This window comes from Streptomyces sp. NPDC007205 (assembly GCF_040634095.1).
Lineage (GTDB): Bacteria > Actinomycetota > Actinomycetes > Streptomycetales > Streptomycetaceae > Streptomyces.
Map to the genome: position 1 here is coordinate 12,916 of NZ_JBEYEW010000030.1, position 21,156 is coordinate 34,071.

At 70.0% G+C, this 21,156-nt stretch carries 17 protein-coding genes and 2 pseudogenes; 6 read left to right on the forward strand and 13 right to left on the reverse strand.

Annotation, left to right across the window (positions count from 1 at the left end; genetic code table 11):
- Window positions 1-313: 313 nt before the first annotated feature.
- The 3 genes and pseudogenes from ABZ624_RS33025 to ABZ624_RS33035 all read left to right on the forward strand — a co-directional run.
- Complete coding sequence (locus ABZ624_RS33025; protein WP_360097368.1) at window positions 314-913, forward strand: isochorismatase family protein; 600 nt, start codon at window positions 314-316, stop codon at window positions 911-913.
- Between the two features lie 10 nt (window positions 914-923).
- Window positions 924-1,835: a DJ-1/PfpI family protein gene (locus tag ABZ624_RS33030; RefSeq protein ID WP_360097371.1), complete on the forward strand. Its 912-nt coding sequence runs from the start codon at window positions 924-926 to the stop codon at window positions 1,833-1,835.
- Between the two features lie 210 nt (window positions 1,836-2,045).
- Window positions 2,046-2,441: pseudogene (locus tag ABZ624_RS33035) on the forward strand (transposase); the annotation flags it as partial.
- A 94-nt stretch (window positions 2,442-2,535) separates the two neighbouring features.
- Here ABZ624_RS33035 and ABZ624_RS33040 read toward each other — a convergent pair.
- The 4 genes and pseudogenes from ABZ624_RS33040 to ABZ624_RS33055 form a co-directional block, all read right to left on the reverse strand.
- Window positions 2,536-2,927 (reverse strand): annotated as a pseudogene (locus ABZ624_RS33040) (hypothetical protein).
- 19 nt (window positions 2,928-2,946) lie between these two features.
- Window positions 2,947-3,111, reverse strand: coding sequence for a hypothetical protein (locus tag ABZ624_RS33045; protein ID WP_360097374.1), 165 nt, complete (start codon window positions 3,109-3,111; stop codon window positions 2,947-2,949).
- Window positions 3,108-3,299: a hypothetical protein gene (locus tag ABZ624_RS33050; protein ID WP_360097377.1), complete on the reverse strand. Its 192-nt coding sequence runs from the start codon at window positions 3,297-3,299 to the stop codon at window positions 3,108-3,110. Before ABZ624_RS33050 ends, ABZ624_RS33045 begins: the two co-directional genes overlap by 4 nt.
- Window positions 3,300-4,486: 1,187 nt before the next feature.
- Complete coding sequence (locus ABZ624_RS33055) at window positions 4,487-6,070, reverse strand: ABC transporter substrate-binding protein (protein WP_360097506.1); 1,584 nt, start codon at window positions 6,068-6,070, stop codon at window positions 4,487-4,489.
- A gap of 496 nt (window positions 6,071-6,566) precedes the next feature.
- On the opposite strand from ABZ624_RS33055, the gene ABZ624_RS33060 reads away from it, so the two are divergent.
- The 3 genes from ABZ624_RS33060 (at window position 6,567) to ABZ624_RS33070 (ending at window position 9,642) form a co-directional block, all read left to right on the forward strand.
- Window positions 6,567-7,049 (forward strand): winged helix-turn-helix domain-containing protein, encoded by a 483-nt coding sequence (locus ABZ624_RS33060; protein WP_360097380.1) that lies wholly within the window; start codon window positions 6,567-6,569, stop codon window positions 7,047-7,049.
- A complete protein-coding gene (locus tag ABZ624_RS33065; RefSeq protein ID WP_360097383.1) occupies window positions 7,046-9,028 on the forward strand; it encodes an AMP-binding protein in 1,983 nt (660 codons plus the stop codon). The genes ABZ624_RS33060 and ABZ624_RS33065 overlap by 4 nt, the downstream gene beginning before the upstream one ends.
- A gap of 140 nt (window positions 9,029-9,168) precedes the next feature.
- Window positions 9,169-9,642: an ATP-binding protein gene (locus ABZ624_RS33070; RefSeq protein ID WP_360097386.1), complete on the forward strand. Its 474-nt coding sequence runs from the start codon at window positions 9,169-9,171 to the stop codon at window positions 9,640-9,642.
- 31 nt (window positions 9,643-9,673) lie between these two features.
- On the opposite strand, the gene ABZ624_RS33075 is transcribed toward ABZ624_RS33070, so the two are convergent.
- The 9 genes from ABZ624_RS33075 to ABZ624_RS33115 form a co-directional block, all read right to left on the reverse strand.
- Window positions 9,674-11,083 carry a hypothetical protein gene (locus ABZ624_RS33075; RefSeq protein ID WP_360097389.1) on the reverse strand — a complete coding sequence of 470 codons (1,410 nt, stop codon included), beginning with the start codon at window positions 11,081-11,083 and terminating at the stop codon, window positions 9,674-9,676.
- Window positions 11,084-11,125: 42 nt separating this feature from the next.
- Entirely contained in the window at window positions 11,126-15,256 is a 4,131-nt protein-coding gene (locus ABZ624_RS33080) for a DHA2 family efflux MFS transporter permease subunit (RefSeq protein ID WP_360097392.1), read from the reverse strand.
- Between the two features lie 39 nt (window positions 15,257-15,295).
- Window positions 15,296-16,075, reverse strand: a complete 780-nt coding sequence (locus ABZ624_RS33085; protein WP_360097395.1) for an SDR family NAD(P)-dependent oxidoreductase — start codon at window positions 16,073-16,075, stop codon at window positions 15,296-15,298.
- Complete coding sequence (locus ABZ624_RS33090; RefSeq protein WP_360097398.1) at window positions 16,072-16,446, reverse strand: hypothetical protein; 375 nt, start codon at window positions 16,444-16,446, stop codon at window positions 16,072-16,074. The genes ABZ624_RS33085 and ABZ624_RS33090 overlap by 4 nt, the downstream gene beginning before the upstream one ends.
- Entirely contained in the window at window positions 16,446-16,613 is a 168-nt protein-coding gene (locus ABZ624_RS33095; RefSeq protein WP_360097401.1) for a hypothetical protein, read from the reverse strand. Before ABZ624_RS33095 ends, ABZ624_RS33090 begins: the two co-directional genes overlap by 1 nt.
- Window positions 16,610-19,084 (reverse strand): beta-ketoacyl-[acyl-carrier-protein] synthase family protein, encoded by a 2,475-nt coding sequence (locus tag ABZ624_RS33100; protein ID WP_360097404.1) that lies wholly within the window; start codon window positions 19,082-19,084, stop codon window positions 16,610-16,612. Before ABZ624_RS33100 ends, ABZ624_RS33095 begins: the two co-directional genes overlap by 4 nt.
- A 65-nt stretch (window positions 19,085-19,149) precedes the next feature.
- Window positions 19,150-20,172 carry a glycine cleavage T C-terminal barrel domain-containing protein gene (locus ABZ624_RS33105; RefSeq protein ID WP_360097407.1) on the reverse strand — a complete coding sequence of 341 codons (1,023 nt, stop codon included), beginning with the start codon at window positions 20,170-20,172 and terminating at the stop codon, window positions 19,150-19,152.
- A 140-nt stretch (window positions 20,173-20,312) separates the two neighbouring features.
- Window positions 20,313-20,810: a 3-hydroxyacyl-ACP dehydratase FabZ gene (gene fabZ, locus ABZ624_RS33110; RefSeq protein ID WP_360097410.1), complete on the reverse strand. Its 498-nt coding sequence runs from the start codon at window positions 20,808-20,810 to the stop codon at window positions 20,313-20,315.
- On the reverse strand, window positions 20,807-21,094 hold the full coding sequence (locus ABZ624_RS33115) for a phosphopantetheine-binding protein (RefSeq protein ID WP_360097413.1): 288 nt from the start codon (window positions 21,092-21,094) through the stop codon (window positions 20,807-20,809). Before ABZ624_RS33115 ends, fabZ begins: the two co-directional genes overlap by 4 nt.
- Window positions 21,095-21,156 lie beyond the last annotated feature (62 nt).

Consider the following 21,156-nt stretch of genomic DNA (forward strand, 5'->3'; position numbering starts at 1 on the left):
GGCCTCGCGTTCTTTCGCCGTTCACGCGGAGGCACCGGAGCGCCAGGTCTCGGCGAGCGGGACCAGGTCTTATCCGCCACCTGCTGAAAGGGTACTGCTGACGTTCGTGACATGAACGATGTGCACCATGTCCTCTTCGTGAGCGGTGCGTTATCCGGCACAGCAGTGGGATGCCGCTGACGGTGATGGCAAAGGGGAGCGTGGTGGCGAGTACGCAGCGCGTGGTCACGGCTCCAGCTGTGACCGGATCGGTCCGTACCCGGACTCGATGAGGCCTGTCGCCACTCCCGCCGCGCCGGTCAGGCTTGGGACCATGAGCCGAGCACTGATCGTCATCGACGTCCAGGAATCCTTCCGCGCCCGCCCGCTGTGGGAGACCATCTCCAACCCGAAGATCGCCGACCAGGTGGACCGCCTTGTCCGGCTCGCCCGCCAGGCCGGGGACCTGGTGGTGTGGGTGCTGCACTCCGAGCCCGGCAGCGGCGATGTCTTCGACCCTGCCCTCGGCCATGTCCGGCTGATGGAGGAGTTGCAGCGCCGGGACACGGAACCACTGATCCACAAGACCTCGCACAACGCTTTCACCACCACCAACCTGCAGCAACTCCTCACAGAGCGCGGCATCCACGAGCTCACTGTCTGCGGCATCCGAACCGAGCAGTGCGTCGAGACCACCACCCGCGTCGCGAGCGACCTCGGCTACCGGGTCTCCTTCGTCATCGACGCCACCGCGACCAACCCCATCCCGCACCGTGACGCTCCCGCAGACCAGAGCGTCGACGAACTGCTGGCCGACCCCCGCACCCTGAGCGCCGAGGAGATCATCAGGCGCACGGAGTACGCCCTCGCCGGACGCTTTGCCACCATCACCACCGTCGGTCAACTGGAGGCCTCGGCCGAGCCTCGGGCATGATGACCGGATCGTGAGCCACATTGCCTTTCTCCTGGTGCCCGGACTCCATCTGCTGGACCTGGCAGGCCCCGCGCAGGTCTTTTCCACGGCCTCCGACTTCGGGCACCCCTACACACTCAGCTACATCGCCGAGCAGCCGCTGGTCCCCACCGCTCAGGGCCTACCCCTGGTGGCCCGGCTCGACTGGCCCGAGCTCGGCCCCGAGGACCTGATCGTGGTGCCCGGCTGGCGGGCGCTCACCCTGGCGGGCGGTCCTGCCATCGGCGCGGCCCCCCTGCAGTCTCTCCGGGACCACCACGCCAGGGGCGGGACCGTAGCCAGCGTCTGCGCCGGAGCCGAGGCGCTCGGCCGGGCCGGCCTGCTCGACGGCCGCCGCTGCACCACCCACCACGATGTGCAGGACGACCTCGCACGCCGCTACCCCAGGGCGACGGTCATCCGCGATGTTCTGTACACCGCCGACGACCGGGTGGTCACCTCGGCCGGCATCGCCAGCGGCATCGACCTGGCTCTGCACCTGATCGCCACCCGGCACGGCCCCGCCGTCGCCGCACAGGTGGCCCGGGACATGGTCGTCTACGCACGGCGCAATGGCCATGAACCGCAGGCCAGCGCAATGCTCCGGTACCGATCCCACCTCGACGACACCGTGCACCACGCCCAGGACCTGCTCGACGCCCGCTTCGACCAACCGTTGCCCCTGTCCGCCCTGGCCGCGGCCGTCGGCGTGAGCGAACGCACCCTCACCCGCCTCTTCACCCGCGCCACCGGCGGCCTCACCCCACTGCGCTACCAGCAAGCCCTCCGTCTCGAACGCGCCGAGCATCTCATCAGCCACGGCGCCACGGTCGATGCCGCCGCCCGCGCGGTCGGCTTCGAGGATCCCCGCATGCTGCGCCGCCTGCGAGCTCGCGAGCACTGACCACTGGCAGCGCACGCCAAAACACAATGCAAAACACTCCTAGAGGTCCTAAGAGGTCGTTCTCACCTGTATCGCCTGACTGGGGGGCGATTTTGGGAGTGTGGGATTGCGGTGCGGAAGAGGTACCGGGTGCGGTCGGGGCCTGCGGGCTGGGCGGGGGGACTGGTGGGGCAGGATGGCTGGTTCCTGTCTCGTCCCAGGACCGGAAGCATGCCGACGCGACGCCCGTATCCGAGTGATCTGTCCGATGCCCGCTGGGAGTTGACCGAGCCGGTCCTGGCGGCCTGGCGCTTCGAGCGCCGCGGCAGAGCCCTGGACTTCGGCCGGCCGCCCGAGTACGACCTGCGCGACATCATGGACGCGATCCTGTACGTGGACCGCACAGGCGTGCAGTGGCGCTACCTCCCGCACGACTTCCCGCACTGGAACACGGTCTACGGCTACTGCACGAAGTGGCAGCAGGAAGGAGTCTTCGCCCATCTCGACGGTCTGCTCAGGAAGTTGCTGCGGGAGAAGGAAGGGCGGGACGCCGGGAAGAACATCGTGGGCAGGAAGCGGAGCATCGTCACCGACACGATCGGCCTGCTGCTTGCCGTGCTGGTCACAGCGGCGAGCGCGACTACTGGCGGGAGGGGGTTGTTCCGACCGTGCACCCCCCTCCGGGCGGCCGGCTGAGCTGGAAAGCTGAAGGGTCCTGGCCTCAGCCGGGATCAGTGGCGATCAAGCCCGCCGTCGGTGGGTTGGGGTCCTCTGTGCGAGTGCCCGAGGCACTCTGCGTGGGGCTGGTGGCCACCAGCAGTGCGGCGAGCACGAGGGGGCGGCTGTCTGGTACCCGATCCACACCTCACCCCCTGCGCTGCTGCCCTGCCACTCCATCAGGAGGCCGGCAAGCGCCGCCAGCACCCAGCCGCTGTCGTAGGCGACCATGATCCGCATGTAAGTGCGCATCGTGCGGCTTCGTACATATCCGATCTCGAACCCGCCACCGATCAGCAAGGCCACGCCAGAGACAACCATCAGCCAGGCGGGCACGCCGAGCAGACGACCGAGCGGGGCAGCGCCGGCGATGTAGACAGCGACGAGCGACACCATCCGACATCTCCCTCATCGATCACGATGCGGACGCTTCGTGATGGTCACTGCAGAAGAGCGCGCCCTTTCCCTTCTTTTCCCTCTTGTTGGCCTCGTCCTCGGCTCGGGCGGCGAGGCACTCGGCCCAGTCGCGTCGGGCGTAGGCGACCCAGCGGAGTGCGGTGTGGCGGTGCGTCCCGGTCACGTCGGCGAGGATCGGGCTGGGAAGACCAGCAGCAACGTAGCTGCGGTGTCCTTGTCGCCGGGCTTGAGGTGCTCAGGCGTCAGATGGCAGAGGCGTTCTGTGGACGGGCCGGACAGCAGAGTGATCGCGCCGGCCGCTCGGACGTCCGTGGGCAGGGCCTCGTCGGTCAACAGTGGAGGAGCGGCCATTCATCGTCCTCGTCGAGCAGGTTCTGGGGATCCTGCCTCGGGATGGAGCGGACGGTGAGTTCACGGTGAGCCGACGGCTTGTGGTCCATCGCGAACGCCCACACGGTCGAGCACTGCCACTGGGTCAACAAGACCGCGGCAGCTCTCCGAGCGGGGTCGGCTCGTCGCACTCAGATACGCGATCACGGCACTGCCCCGTTCCTCTTCGAGTACTTCGCCGGCTCCGGATGCGTCCACCATCCCGGAGACGAAGCGCGGGCGTCTTCTCCGCGCTCTTGGACCACTCCTGCCGGACATCCGCCAGCAGATGAGGGGCTGTTGATGCGACAGGTGTGGTAGCCCACATAAACGGGGAGCTGGTGGTGAGGGAGTCCGACCGGCCGGCGTTCGAGCGGCTGCAGCAGCGCCTCGCCCGGCGCGGGTCCGGTGCGGCGGATGCTGGCCAAGCAGCGGCAGCACACGGTCCGGAGGAGCTACCAGCCGATCCCACGTAGAAACCATCGTGATCAACGGGCATGAGCACGCGGCCAAGCTGGGGGGTGGCGAAGCACCATGCGTAGTCGGCGGGCTTCGCTGCCGCTGGAACAGCGGTAGCCCCTGGCCGAGTCGGGGCTGCTCGACTGACCGACTCGCGGGTGGGTTGTCCGGAGGCGACGAGACGGATACGGAGGGGGAAGCTGTTGCTGGCCGCGGGGCCTTTCGTGTGACTCCGCCGCAGGATGAGATGACGCTGTCGTCAGTCAGCAACCGTCACCGCGCCGTTGTGGAGCCGCGCCGCCGGCCTTTCCTTCGAGGGGCCCAGCGGCTCATCAAGAGCACCTCGCTAGGTCCGGCGTGCCCGGGCTGTGTCGCTGCGCGGAGCGGTCGCGTCGCATCAGCCCGGTGTACCTGGCAGCACACCAGCGCGTCTGCCCACGCCACCAGTCCACGCGCCGGAGGATCACCGAAGGCGGCACGGCCCCGACGCCCGCCTTCGCACGCGAGTTCCGGCAGCGCCCCCGATCCGGCCACACATCCGGCAATCCGTCGGAGCGTGACTGGCCGCACCTGAGGTCTACGACGCTGAGGAGATCCAGCGGGACGAGTACACACGCCCGCTCCTGCGTGCCGCACGGGAGACCACCGGAACGCTCCTCAGCCGTAGCGGTACGGCGGCGGAGCCGGACAGGCCGACCCGCGACGCCGTGTCATCTGACGGTGATTTGACTGAATTCGGGGACGCTGAAGATGTTCAGGGAAACATGGGAGAGTCTGGAGGAATAGCCTGCGGTGCCGTTCTGATACCACAGCGGAATGGACGGAACCTGCTGTGCCAGGATCCTTTCCGCCTGCTGGTAGGTGGCCACGGTCAGAGCAGTGGTCGGTTGGGCGTTCGCCCGGTTGACCAGTGCGTCGAATCGAGGGCTGTGGAAACGGGTGTCGTTGTATGTGCCGTCGGTGGTGTAGTTCGGCTGCAGGGAGTCCTGGATCAGTGGGTAGTCCATCTGCCCGGTGTAATTGAAGAGGCCGGTCTCGGACTTGCCGGCGATCTGGTCGCGCAGCTCGGCGAATGTCCCGACCGGGGCTCCGGCGCACGCGTGGTCGTCTCCCAGCACATTGTTGATGCTGTTGCACACGGCGTTCACCCAGTCCCTGTTCGTGCTGAGGTCGTCGTTGTAGGCGATGGTCATCCGCCCGCCGGGCAGCCCCCCGCCTTCCCTGATCAGCCTTCTGGCCTGCGACGGGTTGTACGTGCACACGGCGCCGCACAGCCCAGGCCGGTATCCCTCCGCTGCGCCGAGGACAGGCATGGTCCAATCGGTGGCCGGGGTGCTGGATCCGTGGAAGATCCGCTCGGCGATCGCTGCCCGGTCGATCGCCATCGAAATGCCTTGACGCAGCATGGCCGATCTCGGACCGGTCCACTTCGGGTCGTACATCGGAAAACCGACGGCGATCAGAATGCCGGCCGGCTGATTGATGAAGCGTGAACCCAGGTCGTGCCTGACGTTGACGAGCTGGTCGGCCGGAATGGTGTCGACCAGGTCGAGGTTGCCGGCCCTCAGATCGAGGTAGGCAGTGTGGGTGTCGGTGTACACCCGTAGGTCGACACCGTCGTTGCGCGCCTTGTCCGGACCCTTGTAGCCCTTCCACGTCCGCAGGCGCATCACCGATCCCTTGCTGTAGGAGGCGACCTCGTACGGGCCGTTGCCGATGGGCTTCTTCAGCCACGCCGCGTGATGGGTGAAGAACGCCCTGGGCAAGGGGAAGAACTCCACCGCGCCGAGTGTGTCGGGCCAGGTGGAGAACTTCTGTGTGAGTCGGACGGTGAATGTATAAGGGCCCGTTGCCACCAGCCCCGACAAGGTCTTGGCCGTCGGCTTGCCGGAGGCCGGGTGCACCCGGTCGTAGCCGTCGATGTAGGAGAAGAACGTGGCGTTCACCTGATGGTTGGTCACCAGAGCGCCATAGTTCCAGGCGTCGATGAACGAATGCGCTGTCACCGGTTCCCCGTTGGAGAACGTCCACCCTTTCTTCAGTCCGACCGTGAAGTTCTGCTGATCGGAGGTGGTGATCGAGTCCGCGATCCAGTTGCGTGCGGCGCCGGTCTTCGGGTCGTACTTCCTCAGTCCCCGGAAGATCATGTTCAGCGCCGTCATACCCCGTGTCTCGTAGGTGTTGGTCGGCGTCAACGGTTTTTGCGGGTCTCCCCACGGGGCACTGATGACGCCACGCGTTTGACCGTCGCCTCCACCGCCGCTGCAGGCCGCTGTTGTGAGCGCGGTGGCCATCATCAAGGCCGCCCAGGACAGGCGCGCGACCGGTCTCATCCGGCGTCTCCCTCACATCGCAGCACCACCCGGAATCCATGCAGTAGGCAACCTACCGGGCACCCGACGGCAGAAGACGAACCCAGGCGGCGGCGCCCAGATGAAAATCCCTCGATCGCTTTCATCGTTTAAGAGAAAACCAATTTGATTGCATTCTCCATTTGCTGGAAGGCACACCGGAGGCACACCCGAAGTTCTTGGGCGCTGCCCGCGGGTGGGGTTCGATGCTCATACGCGGCAGCTCGCCAGTTCCATCGCTTCGCGCAGCGGAGAGTGGAGTTCGTCTTTCGGCACACTGCCAGGGTCAACGCCCTGGTTCAGGGATCGCGGGGTCTCACACATGTCCCTTTACCATCGTCTGTCTCATCAGTCACAGTTCTCTCGGCATGCGGACCAGGCCGGTGGCCTTCCCACCGCACCTCCGGCACCCTCCGGCCGCACCGGTGCGGTCATCTCCGTGCTCCGTTGGCCCGAGCAGGCCAAGGAGATCGAGGCGTGCCGGCGGCGCAAACTTCCTCGCATGCTCCTGGTGGCACCACACGCCGAGCCGCCGCTGTCCGTGGATCCCCTGGAGGACTGGGTGCGCGCGCCGGTCGACGACGCGGACCTGCAGGCGCGGTGGGACGCCCTGACCGCTCGCGTGGCGCCGCGCAAGCCGGTCATCGACGGTCAGGTCCTGCACTTCAGAGGGCGGCGGCTGCTCCTCGCGGCCGGAGAGGCGGACCTGGTCAGGGTTCTGCTCGCGTCCTACCGGACGGTGGTGAGCCGGGAGGACCTCGCGGCACGGATCTGGCCGGCGGGCGGCATCGAACGCCGTAACGCCCTTGATGTGCGGATCCTGCGGACCCGCCGCCGCCTTGCCCCGCTGGGCCTTGCGATCAAGACCGTATGGCGCCGCGGCTACCTGCTCGACGTCACGGCGGAAGGAGAAGTCGTATGAACCACCGCGGCGGCTCGGCGGAACGAGAGACGGCAACGGCGGTGGGGACCGACGCCGGGGTGGAGCCCAGGGTGGGGAACGGGGCGGGGGCCACGGCGGGGGGCTGGCAGACGCTGGCCCATCTGAGCCGGTGGAACGCCCGGCACTGGCCACAGGCTCCGGCGATGCGGTGGCGGGACCCGGATGGCGGGTGGCGAGCGCAGACCTACGCCGAGGCTTGGCAGGCCACGCAGGAGACAGCCCGCGGGCTGCTGGCCCTGGGCCTGCGGCCAGGGGACCGTGTCGCCGTCCTCAGCAGGCTGCGGCCCGAATGGACCACCACTCTGCACGCCGCGGCGGCGACAGGGCTGGTGGTGGTCTCGCTGCTGCCCACCACCGTGCCGGAGGAGATCTCACATGTCCTCGGCGACTGCGAAGCGAGCGTCGTCGTGTGCGAGGACGCGGCGCAGCTGGCCAAGGTCCGTACGGCCTGGCCTCGGCTGCCGACGCTGAGGCAGGCAGTGGTGCTCGACGACCCGCAGGAGGGCGACGCAGTCCTTCGAGCGGAGGTCCTGCCTCAGGGCGAAGCGGCAGTCTCTCAAGCCGGGGCCGCAGCCATGCATGCCGCTCCTGACCAGGGCATCCGGCGCGCCATGACCCTGGCGCGGTTGCGGGAGCTGGGCCGGCGGGCGGTGAGCGCGCAAGAGCTGCAGACGTACGCCGATGCGGTGGGTGCCGAGGACCTGCTGGCGATCATCTACACCTCGGGCACCACGGGACCGAAGAAGGGCTGTGCGCTCACCCACGGCAACTACGTCAGCGTCCTCAGGGCACACCCGCAGCCCCCGCCCACGCCGGACGCCGGCCCCGCTCACACCAACGGCACTCTGCTGGTCGTCACCGGCCCTCATACCATCGCCATGCTGATGCAGATCCTCAGCTGGTGGTCGCGCTACACCCTCGCGTACCCCGGCGGCGGCCCGGACCATGTCGTGCGCGACGTCCAGGATGTGCGGCCCGAGATCCTGCCGCTGGTCCCCCTGGCTCTGGAGAAGCTCTACAGCGCGGTGCTGGCCTCCTTCGCCCCGCAGGATCAGCCGGAGATCAGGCGAGCAGCGCTCACCGGCCTGGCCGTACGGCAGAAACTCGCCAGGGGTGAGTGCGTACCCGCTCGGCTGCGGAACTGGTTCGAGGACATGGACCAGACCGTCTTCCAGGCGGTACGCGAGCACTTCGGCGGCCGCCTGCGCAGGATGACGGTCTCGGGAGCCGCCGTCTCCCAGGACATCCTGGCCTTCCTCCTCGGCTGCGGCGTGCCCGTCGTCGAGTGCTACGGCATGACGGAGACCGCCGCTGCGGCCACCTCCAACCACCCGCACGACTACCGCCTCGGTACGGTCGGCAAGCCGTTGCCCGGCATCGAAGTGGCCATAGCCGACGACGGAGAGGTACTGATCCGCGGCGCCAACGTCTTCGCCGGCTATTGGGGATACGACGAGGGCCGGTTCGGCGCGATTCGCGACGGCTGGCTGCACACCGGTGATCTGGGTGTCATCGACTCCGACGGCTATGTGAGCCTGACCGGTCGCAAGAAGGAACTGATCCAGCTGTCCAACGGCATGGCGGTCACGCCCCATCCGCTGGAACGGGAGCTGCGCACGAGCCCACTGATCTCCAACGCCGTGGCCTACGGCGAAGGAAAGCCTCATCTCGTCGTCCTGCTCACGCTGGACGAAGACGGGGCCAGGCAGTGGGCGGCCGTACGCGGACTGCCGGCCGACGTGCCGAGTCTGGCGCGCACCTCCCAGCTACGCCGCGAACTCGGGCACGTGCTCGAGGCGGCCAACGCACGGCTGCAGGAGTACTACCGCGCGCAGGCGTTCACGGTACTGGACCGCGATCTGTCCCTCGACGAGGGCGAACTGACCGTCTCCCTGAAAGTGGCCCGCCCGGTCGTCCTCGCCCGCTTCCACGACCTGCTGGAGTCGCTGTATGCCTGACGCCACGCCTTGCTCCGCGGCGCCCCGGATCCGCAGACCACTCGGCCGGCCGGTCCCCCGGGGACACCGCGCAGCGCACGGGCAGTCGCGTCTCGCGGGCTGCCTGAAGCACCAGTCCTTCCCGTGACGGAGACAGTCCCATGCACTGCACCACGTTCCCGTCTCACCGCCGGGTCCTGCGGTCCTCGCCCGTCTGTCGCCTTCCCTTCGACGAGGCGTCAGCGAGCACAGCCCGCCAGATGGTGAAGCGGTTCGTCCGCGAAGTGGACCACGGCTCCCTGGCGGACGACAGCCAGCTCGTCGCCTCCGAGCTGGTGGCCAACGCCGTACGACACGGTGTCGGCCCCGTCTGGCTCGCCCTGCGCCATGTCATCGACACCGACGGCGGCCAGGCCCTCCACCTTCTCGTCGGCGACCACGGACCGGGCTGCCGCCTCGACCCGCCGGCAGGCGGCGACCCCCTCAGCTGTCACCGCACTTCGGGCCGAGGCCTGTGCATCGTCGACTCCCTGGCCACCGTCTGGGGGTCCACCCTCATACGCGGCAAGCACGTCGTCTGGGCCGCCCTGCAGATCACACCTGCCGAGTCCGCCTTCGTGATCCTGCCTCGTTGACAGACGGGGCCGGCCCCCGGTGCGGACGCTCTCAGGCCTCGCAAGCGGATGCCGCTGCAGCGAGACGCTTCGTGCGGGCGCGCTGGTCCTGGAGGAACTCACGGACGACCGGTACGTGGCGGTTGTTGTCGAACTTCTGCAGCAGGCGCCGGAAGTGGGCTTCTACGCAGAACGAGGGGGACTGCTCCAACGAGTCCGATGCCTTTCCCGCCCACTGCACGGCCACGTCGACGTCTCCTGCAATGGCATGGACCAGAGCGATATGGACGTCGACGAGGGCGGTGTCCCGATCGGGTATCTCACTGGCGGCGCTGACGTCGAACAAGGGCAGCAGGTAGTCCAGGGCCTTGTCCGTCTCGCCGAGATAGGCATGGGCGAAGCCGGCCTGGATCAGGACGACTTCCCTCGTCATCCACTCCGTGCAGTCGAGATCGTCGTCGTGCCGTTCGGCGGTGTGACGTGCGAACGTCGCGTCGATGAGATGTGCCGTGGCGTCCGCGTCGCCCGCTATGCCGGCGGCCAGGGCGTGGGTGCTGGCGAAGGTGGCCAGCATGCGCGGGCTCGGACGAGAGGACGCGCACAGCCGCCAGGCCGCGTCGAGCAGATCGCGTGTTCCGGAGAGGTCCCACAAGTCGATCTTCTGTTTGGCGGCGACACACATCGCGTACGCCCCGCGCCGGGTGTCGCCTGCGGCGGCGGCGCAGCGCATGCTGGCGAGGAAGGCCGACTGGGCACGCATGTGGTCGCCCGACTCGACGGCGAGCCAGCCGGAGAAGGTCGCTGCGTCCGACGCGAGAGCCAGCAGCCGCGTCCCGGTCTTCTGGTCACAGGAGGCGTTGCGCGACAGATCCGAGATCATCCGCAGTTCGGCGTCCGCGAGCGGGCGCACCGGCCGGCCGCCGATGGCGGCGTAGAGCTGGTGCAGTTGTCTCTGGCGTTCTTCCATGACGGCCACGGTCGAGCCGGTGATGCGCTGACCGCTCTGTGCGGGCAGCCATTCGGGTTCGGCGGCTGCGTCGAGCCAGGACGAGGTCAGCTGCGCGATGCCCTGTTCGTCGGAGAGCAGCTCGTAGCGGTGATCGACCGCGCGCGGCGTGGTCCGGGTGGTGCTCTCCAGGGCCCGCAGGGCATCGGCACAGGTCCAAGGAGCTGTCAGCAGGTCCGCGTGGCCGGTGGCGGTGTACAGCCAGTCGGGCCAGCCCAGCCGGAGAGCCTCCGTCTGCGGGACCTGGTGGACATGGGCCATGGCGAGTTGCGCGGTGGTCTCGGGGGTGACCTTGCCGGATTCCCAGCGTGCGATCTTCTCGCGGCGGGCGGCCATGGTGCCGAGGCCGAGTTCGGCGTGGGTTCTGGCGATGAGCTGTGCGTAGGCGCCGTGTGACAGACCGGTCTGCTCACGCAGCAGGGCAAGGGGATGGCGGGCGGCCTGGAAGGTGTCCATGATGGTGTCTCGCTTGCATCAACGGGCACGCTGTGTGCTGTGTCATTCCCAGCCCCGACGCGGGTGGGGTACGACAAAATGAAACACATCGTTTGATTCCGGTGTAGTGGTGCGGGGGACCTTCTCACGAAGTGGATGGCGGGTCTGGTCGGCGGCCGGTTCGCTCGATGGGGTGTCGGCCAGACCGATGCGCTGGTGGATCCGGCGCAGCCAGCGGGGCGCGTACCAGGCGCGCTCCCCCAGAAGCCCGAGGCTCGCGGGCAGAAGGATGCCGCGGATGATGGTCGCGTCGACGAGGATGGCCAGTCCGCTGCCCAGGCCGAACATCTGCATGAAGCTGACCGAGCTGGTGGTGAAGGCGAGCAGGCTGATGGCCAGGAGCGCCGCGGCGGCGGAGACGATGGCCCCGCTTCGGGAGAGTCCTTGCGGAACGGCCTCGGTGGCCGGCAGGCCGCGGTCGTGGAGTTCCTTGACGCGGCTGAGGACGAAGACCTCGTAGTCGGTGGACAGGCCGAAGATGAGGCAGCACATCAGCAGGGTCATGGCGGTGTCCATCGGCATGGCGGTGAAGCCCAGCACCGTGGACAGGTGCCCTTGCTGGAAGATCCAGGTGAGCAGGCCGAGGATCGCGCCGAGCCCCGAAGCGTTCAGGACGAGGGCGCGAAGGGGCTGTACGAGGCTTCCGGTGAACAGGAAGAGGAGGAGGAAGGTGCTGGCGGCGATCAGCGCGAGGACGAGCGGCAGGCGCTGTCCGATGGCGTGCTTGGCGTCGATCTGTTCGGCACTCGCCCCACCGACGAGCACCGTGCTGTGGCCGGGGGCCGTCAGGGAGCGTATCCGCGCGACCAGGTGCTGGGCCGCCGGCGAGTCCGGTGCGTAGGCGGTGCGCACCGTCAGGTGCTGGAGCCCGTCCGCCGGTGGCGGCGCCGGCGTGGCAGGGGCCCGCCGGCCGGGCGATGCCGTGGCACTGTCGGTGAGGACGGACTCCACGCCGGGCAGTTCCGACACGGTGCGGGCGTAGTGGGCGACCACGGGCTGCCGTGGGGCGTGCCGGAGGACGACGTCGATCGTTCCTGCGCTCGTGGCGGGGGGAAAGTCGGCCCGTACGGAGGTCGCGACCGTCCTGCTGGGGGAGGAAGTGGGCAGGACACGTTCGTCGGGCATGCCGTAGTGCGCGTTCAGCATCGGGGTGGCGCACAGCAGCAGCACGGCCGCGGCGGGGACGGCGGTCATGACCGGGTGGCGTACGACGGTGCGGGCGATGGCGTGCCACCGGCGGCTGCCGCCCACGCAGACCTTGCGGCCCTGCCCGGCGGTGGACGGGGTGGCGTGGCGGGCGACGCGGTGGCCGGTCACGGCCAGCAGGGCCGGGATGACCAGGAGAGCGGCGAGGGCCGCGGTGGTGACGACTGCGATGCCCGCGTAGGCGAAGGACCGCAGGAAGTACAGCGGGAACAGCAGCAGCGTGGCGAGGGCGGCGGTCACGGTGGCCGCGGAGAACAGGACAGTGCGGCCGGCGGTGGCCACAGTGTGCGTGATGGCCTGCTCGGTCCCGGCTCCGGCCGCGACCTGTTCGCGGAACCGGCTGATCAGTAGCAGTCCGTAGTCGATGGCGAGTCCGAGCCCCAGCGCGGTGGTCAGGTTGAGGGCGAAGACCGACACGTCCGTGAAGCTCGTCACCAGGCGCAGTTCGGCGAAGGTGACGAGGATGGCGCTGCCCGCGACGGCGAGCGGGATCAGGGCGGACACGATGCCACGGAAGACGACGACGAGCAGCGCCAGGGTGAGGGGCACCGCGACGCCCTCGGCCACCGCGAGATCCTTGGCCACCTGGGTGGTGATGTCATGGCTGGTGCCCAGCGGTCCGCCCGCACGCACCCTCAGCCCGCCCGGGGCGGCCTTGTCAGCGGTGTATCGGGTGATGAGGACGGTGGCCCTCTCGGTGGCGTGCTGGGTGTCCCCCGTCAGCCGCAGGAGGATCAGCGCGGAACGCCCGTCGCCGGCCTTGAGGGTCTTGACGGGTGTGCGCCAGTAGGAGGCAACGTCCCGGACTCCGGGGCTGTTGGAGAGTTGGTCGGTCAGGGCGCGCCCGGCGGCGCGGGCGGCGGGTGAGTCGACGGTGCCCTCCGGCGGCTGTACGAGCAGCACGAGGTTGGTGCTGCCGCCGAAGTCCTTGGCCACGGCCGCGGCGGCCTTGCTGGAGCTGGATCCGGGATCCTGGAAGCCACCGGCTTTGAGATGCCCGAAGACACCGCCGCCGACGGCCCCGGCAACCAGTGTGGCCAGGCCTGCCGCGACCAGGACGGCGCGTGCGTTGCGGACAGCGAACGTTCCCAGGCGTCGAAGGATGCTGGTTTCTCCTCCGTGTGTCCGGTGCTTCCTGCTTTTTTCGAAGTGCGCCGCAGGGCTTGTCACCCCTGGTGGCGGGGGGCCTATGTGTGGGTGGTCGGGCCGGGCGGCCCGACGGGTCCGGTCCGGCGGCGGGGCTGAGGGTGAGGAGTGCCGGGAGCGGGCCGGCGCGGCTGGGGCGAGCCGTCCACGGCGGAGCGCGGCGTGCCGCCCGCGCTGCCGGGCGTGGCGGGCGCGCCGTTGGGCCGCTCGGCGCGTGTCTTCCGGTGCGGCGCCAAGGCCCCGGCACAGCAGGCCGCACAGCAGCAGGACGCCCATGGGCAGCAGCAGGGCGGTACGCAGCGCATCGACGAAGCTGTGCTGGAAGACACCGTCGGCGAGGGCGCGGAACCGCGCGGCGTGCGCCGGATCCAGGCCGGCCGGGACCGATGGGCGCGTGATGCGGTCAGCGGACAGCCCGGTCAGCGTGTCGGTGAACATCCTCCGCAGGGCCGGGGGCAGTTGGAGCGCGGCGGTGTCGGCGTGTGTGTGCAACGCGGCCGCCAGCCGTGCCCGCAGCAGCGTCCCGACCGTGACGCCGCCGAGGACGCCGCCCACCTGACGAGCGGTGTTGAGCGCTCCGGAGGCGCCGGCGGCGGTCTCCGGTGCGACACCGCTGAGCGCGATCTTGGCGAGCGGGCCCAGGGCGCAGCCGATGCCCGCGTCCGTAACGAGCATCGCGGGCAGCAGGTGCCACGGATTCATGCCCGGGTGTGCCGTGGACGCGATCAGAGCGAGGCCCACGGCATAGGTGAAGAGGCCGCCGGCCAGCAGCGGGACGGCGCGCGCTTCGCCGCTGAGCCGGCCGCTGACGACGGCCACGCCCCCGACGGCCAGTGCGGAGGGGGTGGTGACGACGGCGGCGGCGAGCGGGGTGTTGCCCAGCACGGACTGCAGGAAGAGCAGGAGGGGCAGCGCCGTGCCGACGACAGCGAAGTAGAGGCCCGCGCCGATGAGGGCCGCACGTACGAAGCTGCGCTGTCGGTACAGGGCGTGCGGTATCAGCGGCTCCCCGCCGGTGGCCCACTGCTGTGCGACCAGGGCTGCCAGCAGCACCACGCCGACGGTGAGCGCGGCCTCGCAGGCGTGGGGCCCGGTCAGCGGGCCCGTCGCGGGTTGCCCCCACTGCAGCAGCCCGTAGGAGAGCGCGGCCAGTCCAGCGGTGGTCAGGAGTGTTCCGGCCACGTCCCATCGGTGGCGGATGCCGGGCCGGTGATCGGGCACGAACGCCGCGGCCAGGGCGAGGGCGACGCATCCCAATGGAACGTTGACGAGGAAGATCCACCTCCAGCCGGCTGCCGCGATGAGTGCGCCACCGGCGAGTGGCCCGGCCACCGCGGACAGTCCGATCACACCGCTCCACACGCCGAAAGCGCTCCCGCGGCGTTCGGCCGGGAAGAGCACGACGATGAACGCGCTGGTCTGCGGCGTCAGCAGAGCCGCTCCGATGCCCTGGGCCGCACGCAGAGCGATCAGCTGCCCGGCGCTGCCGGCCGCTGCGCACAGCCCGGAGGAGACGGTGAAGACCACGAGGCCGGTGAGGTACATCCGCTTCGGGCCGAAACGGTCCCCGAGCCGCCCGGCGGTGAGCAGGAACGCGGCGCAGGCCAGTACGTAGGCGTTGACGACCCAGAGCGCCTGTCCGAGGTCGGCGTGGAGCGTTCCGAGCATGACAGGGACGGCGGCGTTGACCATCGTGGTGTCCAGGACGATCATGAAGAGCCCGGTGCACAGGACGGCCAGGACCGGCCACGGCCGGGCGGGGCTGATGAAGGGCTGGCCCATGGTTCACTTCCTTCTGGGCGGAGTGTTGCCGGGGCGGACTCAGCGGGCGGTGTAGCCGCCGTCGACGAGCAGTTCGGCTCCGGTGATGTACGAGGCCGCGGGCGAGGCGAGGAAGCCCACCGCGGCGGCGACCTCGCCGGGGCGGGCAGGTCTGCGCAGGGGTGTGGCCTGCACGGCCTGGGAAATGGCGTCACCGGGGGCGGCGGCGGTCATGGGCGTGTCGACCATGCCGGGACAGACGGCGTTGACGCGGATGCCGGCGGGCGCGAGTTCGACGGCTGCGGCGGTGGTCATGGCCCGTACGGCGCCCTTGGCGGCGTGATAGGCGAAGGAGGTTCCGGAGCCGACGAGCCCATAGACGGAGGCGATGTTGACGATCGCTCCGCCGCCGGCGGACCGCAGGCAGGGGGCGGCGGCCTTCATGCCGAGGAAGGTGCCGCGCTGGCACACCTCGACCACCCGCGACCACTCGCTCTCGCCGACGCCTTCCAGGGGGTTGTGGCCGAGCGCCCCTGCGTTGTTGACCAGGATGTCGAGGTGCCCGAAGCGGCGCCTGGCCAGCCGGGTCGCCCGTTCCCACGCTGCCGCGTCGGTCACATCCAGGGCGCAGCCCAGCGCGCGGCCCGGTCGGCTGCCGTCGTTGAGGCGGCTGGCGGCCTGGTGGCATGCCCGTTCGTCCAGGTCGGTGACCAGCACTCCCATCCCCTGGTCGAGGAAGTGGGCGGTGATGGCCTCGCCGATGCCGCCGAGCGCTCCGGTGACGAGGGCCACCAGGCCCGTCCCGGTGCCCGTCACCAGGCCGGTCCCGGTGCCCGTCATGGCCGGCCCCCCGGCAGCCAGGCGAATGCCGCGGTGTAGCCGCGCGCATGGCTCAAGGAGATGCCGGGGCACGGGACGGCGAGCTCGCTTCGTCTGGCCGCGGCGTGTCCGCGCAGGGCAAGGGTGGGCGGGCTGCCCGGCCGGCGGTGTACCGCCATCTCCTGCCACGGGGCGTGTGCGGCCGGCCAGCCCAGGAGATGCGCGGCGGCCTCTTTGGCGGCCCTGCGCGCGGCCAGGTGTTCCCCGGCGCGTTGGAAGCCGCGGCTGTAGGCGATCTCTTCCGGAGTGAGCCAGGTGTCCCAGCACGGGTCTGCCGGCGGCGGGCAGTCATGGGGGGTGGTGAGCGCCAGGGCCCAGGGCGTCGTGCGCATCAGCCGGCCCTCCCTTCCGGTGTCGCGGGCTGGTGGGAGAAAGGCGCGAGGAGGAGGGGAAGGATCTCGTTCAGGGTGAGCCAGTCGGTCCACCGGTCGAGCGGCCGGTCGGCCGGGCCCGGCGGCTGCGTGCGCGCGGCGGGCTCGCGGCGCGGGAGGTCCGTCATGCTGCCTGCCTTGCGTGGTGCGGGTGCTGTTCCTGGGGGAAGGGCGCGAGGACGAGGGAGGCGTAGGTTCCTCCCCAGTTCGCCGCGGTGATCAGGCAGGGGCCCGCGCCCCCGGGGGCCGAGGGCTTCAGGTACGGGGCGACGGTGTCGGCCGGGTCGGTCAGGCCGGAGATGTCCGGGCTCCAGCCGCTGCGCACGGTCTCGGTGGCGCAGACCGCCGACATCAGTGCTGTCGTGCTGTGGACGTGCCCGACGAACGGACTGATGTTGCTCACCTGGACGGTTCCGGGCTGCCACACCTCGGCGACGGCGTGGGACTCGGCCCGGTCGATGGCCGCGGTGCCGCGGGCGTCGCCGTAGACGGCGGTGATCTCCGCCGGGGTCAGGCCGGCGTCGTCCAGGGCACGGCGGAAGCTCTCCGCCCAGGCCTGGCCGCTCGGATCGTTGCCGGCGACGCGGTAGGCGTCCGAGGTGAGGGCGTGGCCCTTGATCTCCGCGAGGATGGTGGCACCCCGGGCTCGGGCGTGCTCCAGGGACTCGACGACCAAGGCGGTGCTGCCCGCGCCCAGTACGGTGCCGCCGGCGGTGGCGCTGTAGGGCCGGATGGTGTCGTCGGACAGCAGGCCCATGCGGTCGAAACCGCAGTGCAGCAGGGGGGTGAGCTCGTCGGCGCTGACGGCGAGCATGGCGTCGGCCTCGCCGCGGCGCACGAGGTCGGATGCGTAGGCCAGGGCGGTCAGGCCTGAGACGCAGCCGGTGGCCAGGGTGGACAGCGGACCGCGGATCTGCAGGGCGAGGCAGGCGTGCCCGGCGGCGGCGTTCATCACCGAGTTGGGGAACAGCCGGGGGGTGACCCGGTGCGGGCCCAAGGTGCCGATGGTTTCGCTGAGTTGCGCCACGGTCTGCATCGGGCCGCTGAAGGTGCCGAAGACCATGCCGACGCGTTCGGAGTTGGCTCTGGTGATGCGCAGGCCCGCGTCGGTGAGGGCGATCCGGCTGGCGGCGAGCGTGAGCAGGCCGATCTGGTCCAGGCGGCGTGCGTAGGCCGGGTCGACGTGGCGGCGGCAGTCGGCACTGTCTATTTCGGCGGCGCGCCGGGTACGGGACAGCGCCAGGTCGTTCAGGCGGGCGGGGCCGATCGCGCTGGTGCCCTGCCGCAGGGCGTCGATCAGCGTCTGCCGTCCGCTGCCGAGGGCGGTGACGGGCCCGGCACCGGTGATCACCACGCGGTGGTCGGGAGCGGGTGCGGGCGGGGTCGGCGTGCGGCCGAGCACGAGGGCGCAGTTGTTGCCGCCGAAGGCGAACGAGTTGGAGACGACGACGTCGAGATCACCGGGCCGGGAGTGGTTGGCCACGATGTCGCGGGGTGGGCGTGCGTCCGGACCGACGTTCACGGTGGGGGGCAGCACCCCGTCCCGCAGGGCCAGGACACTCGTGGCCGCCTCCATGGCGCCGGCCGCGCCGAGCATGTGGCCCACCTGCGACTTGGTGCTGCTCATGGGCACATGAGGCGAGTCGGCGAACAGGTCGGCGACGGCCTTGGTCTCGGCTTTGTCATTGGTCGGTGTGCCGGTGCCGTGACCGTTGATGTAGTCCACCTGGTCGGTGCTCAGCGCCGCCTGCGCCAGGCCGCGCCTCATCGCCCGCGACGCGCCGTTGCCCGCCGGATCCGGAGCGGTGGCGTGGTAGGCGTCGCTGGTCAGTGCGTAGCCCAGCACATAGCTGAGGATGGGGGCCTGGCGGCGGCGGGCGAGCGACTCCGCCTCCAGGATCAGAAAAGCCGCTCCCTCGCCGAGGTTGAGGCCACTGCTGCGGGAGTAGGGCGCGCATGGCTCGGGGTCCAGGGCGTTGAGGCTGTCGAAGCCGGCGAGGGAGAGGATGTCGAGGATGTCGACACCACCGGCGATCATGATGTCGGCGCGGCCCTCGCGGATGGTGTCGACGGCGTATCCGATGGAGTTGGAGCCGGCCGCGCAGGCGTTGGAGATCACCACCTTCGGCCCTTTGAGCTGCAGGGCGACGCTCAGCGCATCGGCTGAGGTGTACAGCGGGTAGTTCGTGAGCAGGGCCCGGCTGCCGGCGTCGGATCCGTGTTCCAGGATGTCCCAGTGGAACCGCTCTCCCTGGTCGAGGCCGCCCACGCTGGTACCGACGGCCACACCCGCCCGGTAGGGGTCGTACTCGTTCAGCGGCAGCCGCGCGGCTTCGAGCGCCTCGTCCGCCGCGGCGAGCGCCAGCCGGGTGGCGCGGTCCTGCCGTCCGGGGAGCCTGTGGTCGGTCGGGGGCAGGGATGTCACTTCGCCGGAGTACTGACAGCTGAGCGTGGAGACGTCCAGCCGCTGGGTCTTGCCGATGCCGCTGGCGCCGTCGCGGATGGCCCGCCAGACCTGCTGCGCACCGTTGCCCAGTGCGCAACTGATGCCGACTCCGGTGACGGCGACGCTCTCTTCGCGTCGTTTGCTGGGGCTCATGATGACTCCTTCACTGCTGTGGCAGCGATGCGTGGTGGGAGGGAGGCCTAGGTGCGCTGCCGGCCTCAGTCGAGCGGCACATCGAGGCTGGTGGCGGTCAGGAACGGGGCCGAGACGGTACGCACCGCGACCTCGCTGCCAGCGAGGCGGAAGACCTGCCCGGAGGCGGCCACGGCAGGGGCGACGCGGGCGGTGCCGATGTAGCGCTCCAGGGAGGGAGACCACACGGCGTGCGTGACGGCACCGACCTCGGCGTCGCTGACCGCGATCGCGGTTCCGGAGGCCGGGACGGCGGCGCAGTCGGCGTCGGCCACCCAGCACACCGGGGCCCGGCGGGCCTCGTCGTCCCGCAGCTGTTCGAGCGCCGCCCGGCCGACGAAGTCCGCTCCGGTATCGACCATCCACTGCAGTCCGACGTCGAACGGGGTGACCGGGTCACCGGTGTTCTCCTGCTCGAGGTTGGCGAAGCGCACTTCCATGCGGCACACGTCCAGCGCGTCTCGACCGCACGGGACGGCTCCCAGGTCCCGCAGCTCCGCGCACAGCGCGTCGGCGACCTGGGCGGGGACGATGAACTTGTAGCCGTACTCGCCGGTGAGACCCGTACGGGAGAGCGTCACCGCGGTGCCGTTCCATTCGGTGGTGGTACTGCTGCGGTAGGCGAGGGATGCCACGGGGAAGTCGAGGTACTTCTGGGCGATCTTGAAGGAGGCCGGACCTTCGAGGGCGACGACCGCGTGCTGTGCGCTGACGTCCTCGACCTGTAGGTCCTTGCTGTCGTCGGCCATGGCCAGCAGGTGCGCTGTCGCGGAGTCCGCCTGGGCGGGCCAGATCTCCACCAGGTAGTCGCCGCCGAGGCAGTGGATGAGGACCTCGGCGATGACGGTGCCGTCCTCGCGCAGCAGCAGACTGGAGGTGCTCTGTCCCTCCAGCAGGAAGTCGACGCTGCGGGTGCCGACCCGGCCGAGGTAGGCAGCGGCGGCAAGTCCGGTCACCTTGACCAGGCCGGCGCCCTCGTAGTGGATCAGCCCGGTGGCCTGCCGCAGGGCCGTGTACTCCTCGGCGAGGGTGGTGCATGTGGCCTTCATGGGTGTTTCCTTCCATCGAACAGTCGGCTCGGACGGTGCACGGTGCACCGCGCCGTACGGGTGCTGGGGCCGGCGGACTCCAGGCGCATGGCCTGGTGTTCGCGGACGCAGGCGGGGAGATGAGGGCGGGGACGGAGCTGTCAGCCCTCGTGCAGTTCGGTGACGGCCAGGCGTGCGGTCATCACCGGTTCACGGCCGACCGAGGCCTGTCCGGTGACGGAGATCAGGCCCCCGAGGCGGGGGCCGCTGTGGGCGCGGAACGTGACCTGGTCTCCGGGGTGGACCGGCTTCATGAACTTCGCCTGGCGGATCTCAGCGAGGTAGCCCACCCGGTCCGCCACGTCCGCCACCGGCTCCCCGGTCGCCTCCTGTGCGGCGGCACTGCCGTAGATCACGGCGGCGAGCTGCGCGACGCATTCGACGAGCAGCACACCCGGATAGAGCATGCGGCCGGGGAAGTGTCCTGCCAGGACACCGTCGGAGACCGTGACGTTCTTGATGGCTTCCGCGCTCACGCCGGGTTCGAGCGCGGTGACGCGGTCCAGCAGGAAGAACGGGTAGCGGTGTGGCAGCAGTCGGGCGATCTCGTCGGCGCTCAGCACACCGCGGTCCTGTCGGAGTGCGGGCCAGCCCGTCATGAGCGGGCGCCTTCGATGTGGTCGACCAGCCGGTTCAGGGACAGCAGGCTGTGGGTGTCGTCATCGGTGATCGTCACCCCGAAGGTGTCCTCGACCGCCATGGCCAGCTCAAGGGTGTCTATGGAGTCCAGTTCCAGGCCCCGGCCGAACAGCGGCTGGTCGTCGCCGATCGTCGCCGGATCGACCTCCAGCGAGAGCCGGTCGACCAGCAGGTGCTTGACCTGCGAGCACAGTTCCTGTCGTGCGGCCGCCCGGCGGGTGGCCTCGTCAAGCGTCATCACCATGACTGTTCTCCTCATCAGTGGGTGGTGTGGTGGTGGGTCGGGTGGAGTTCGGTCGGCAGGCG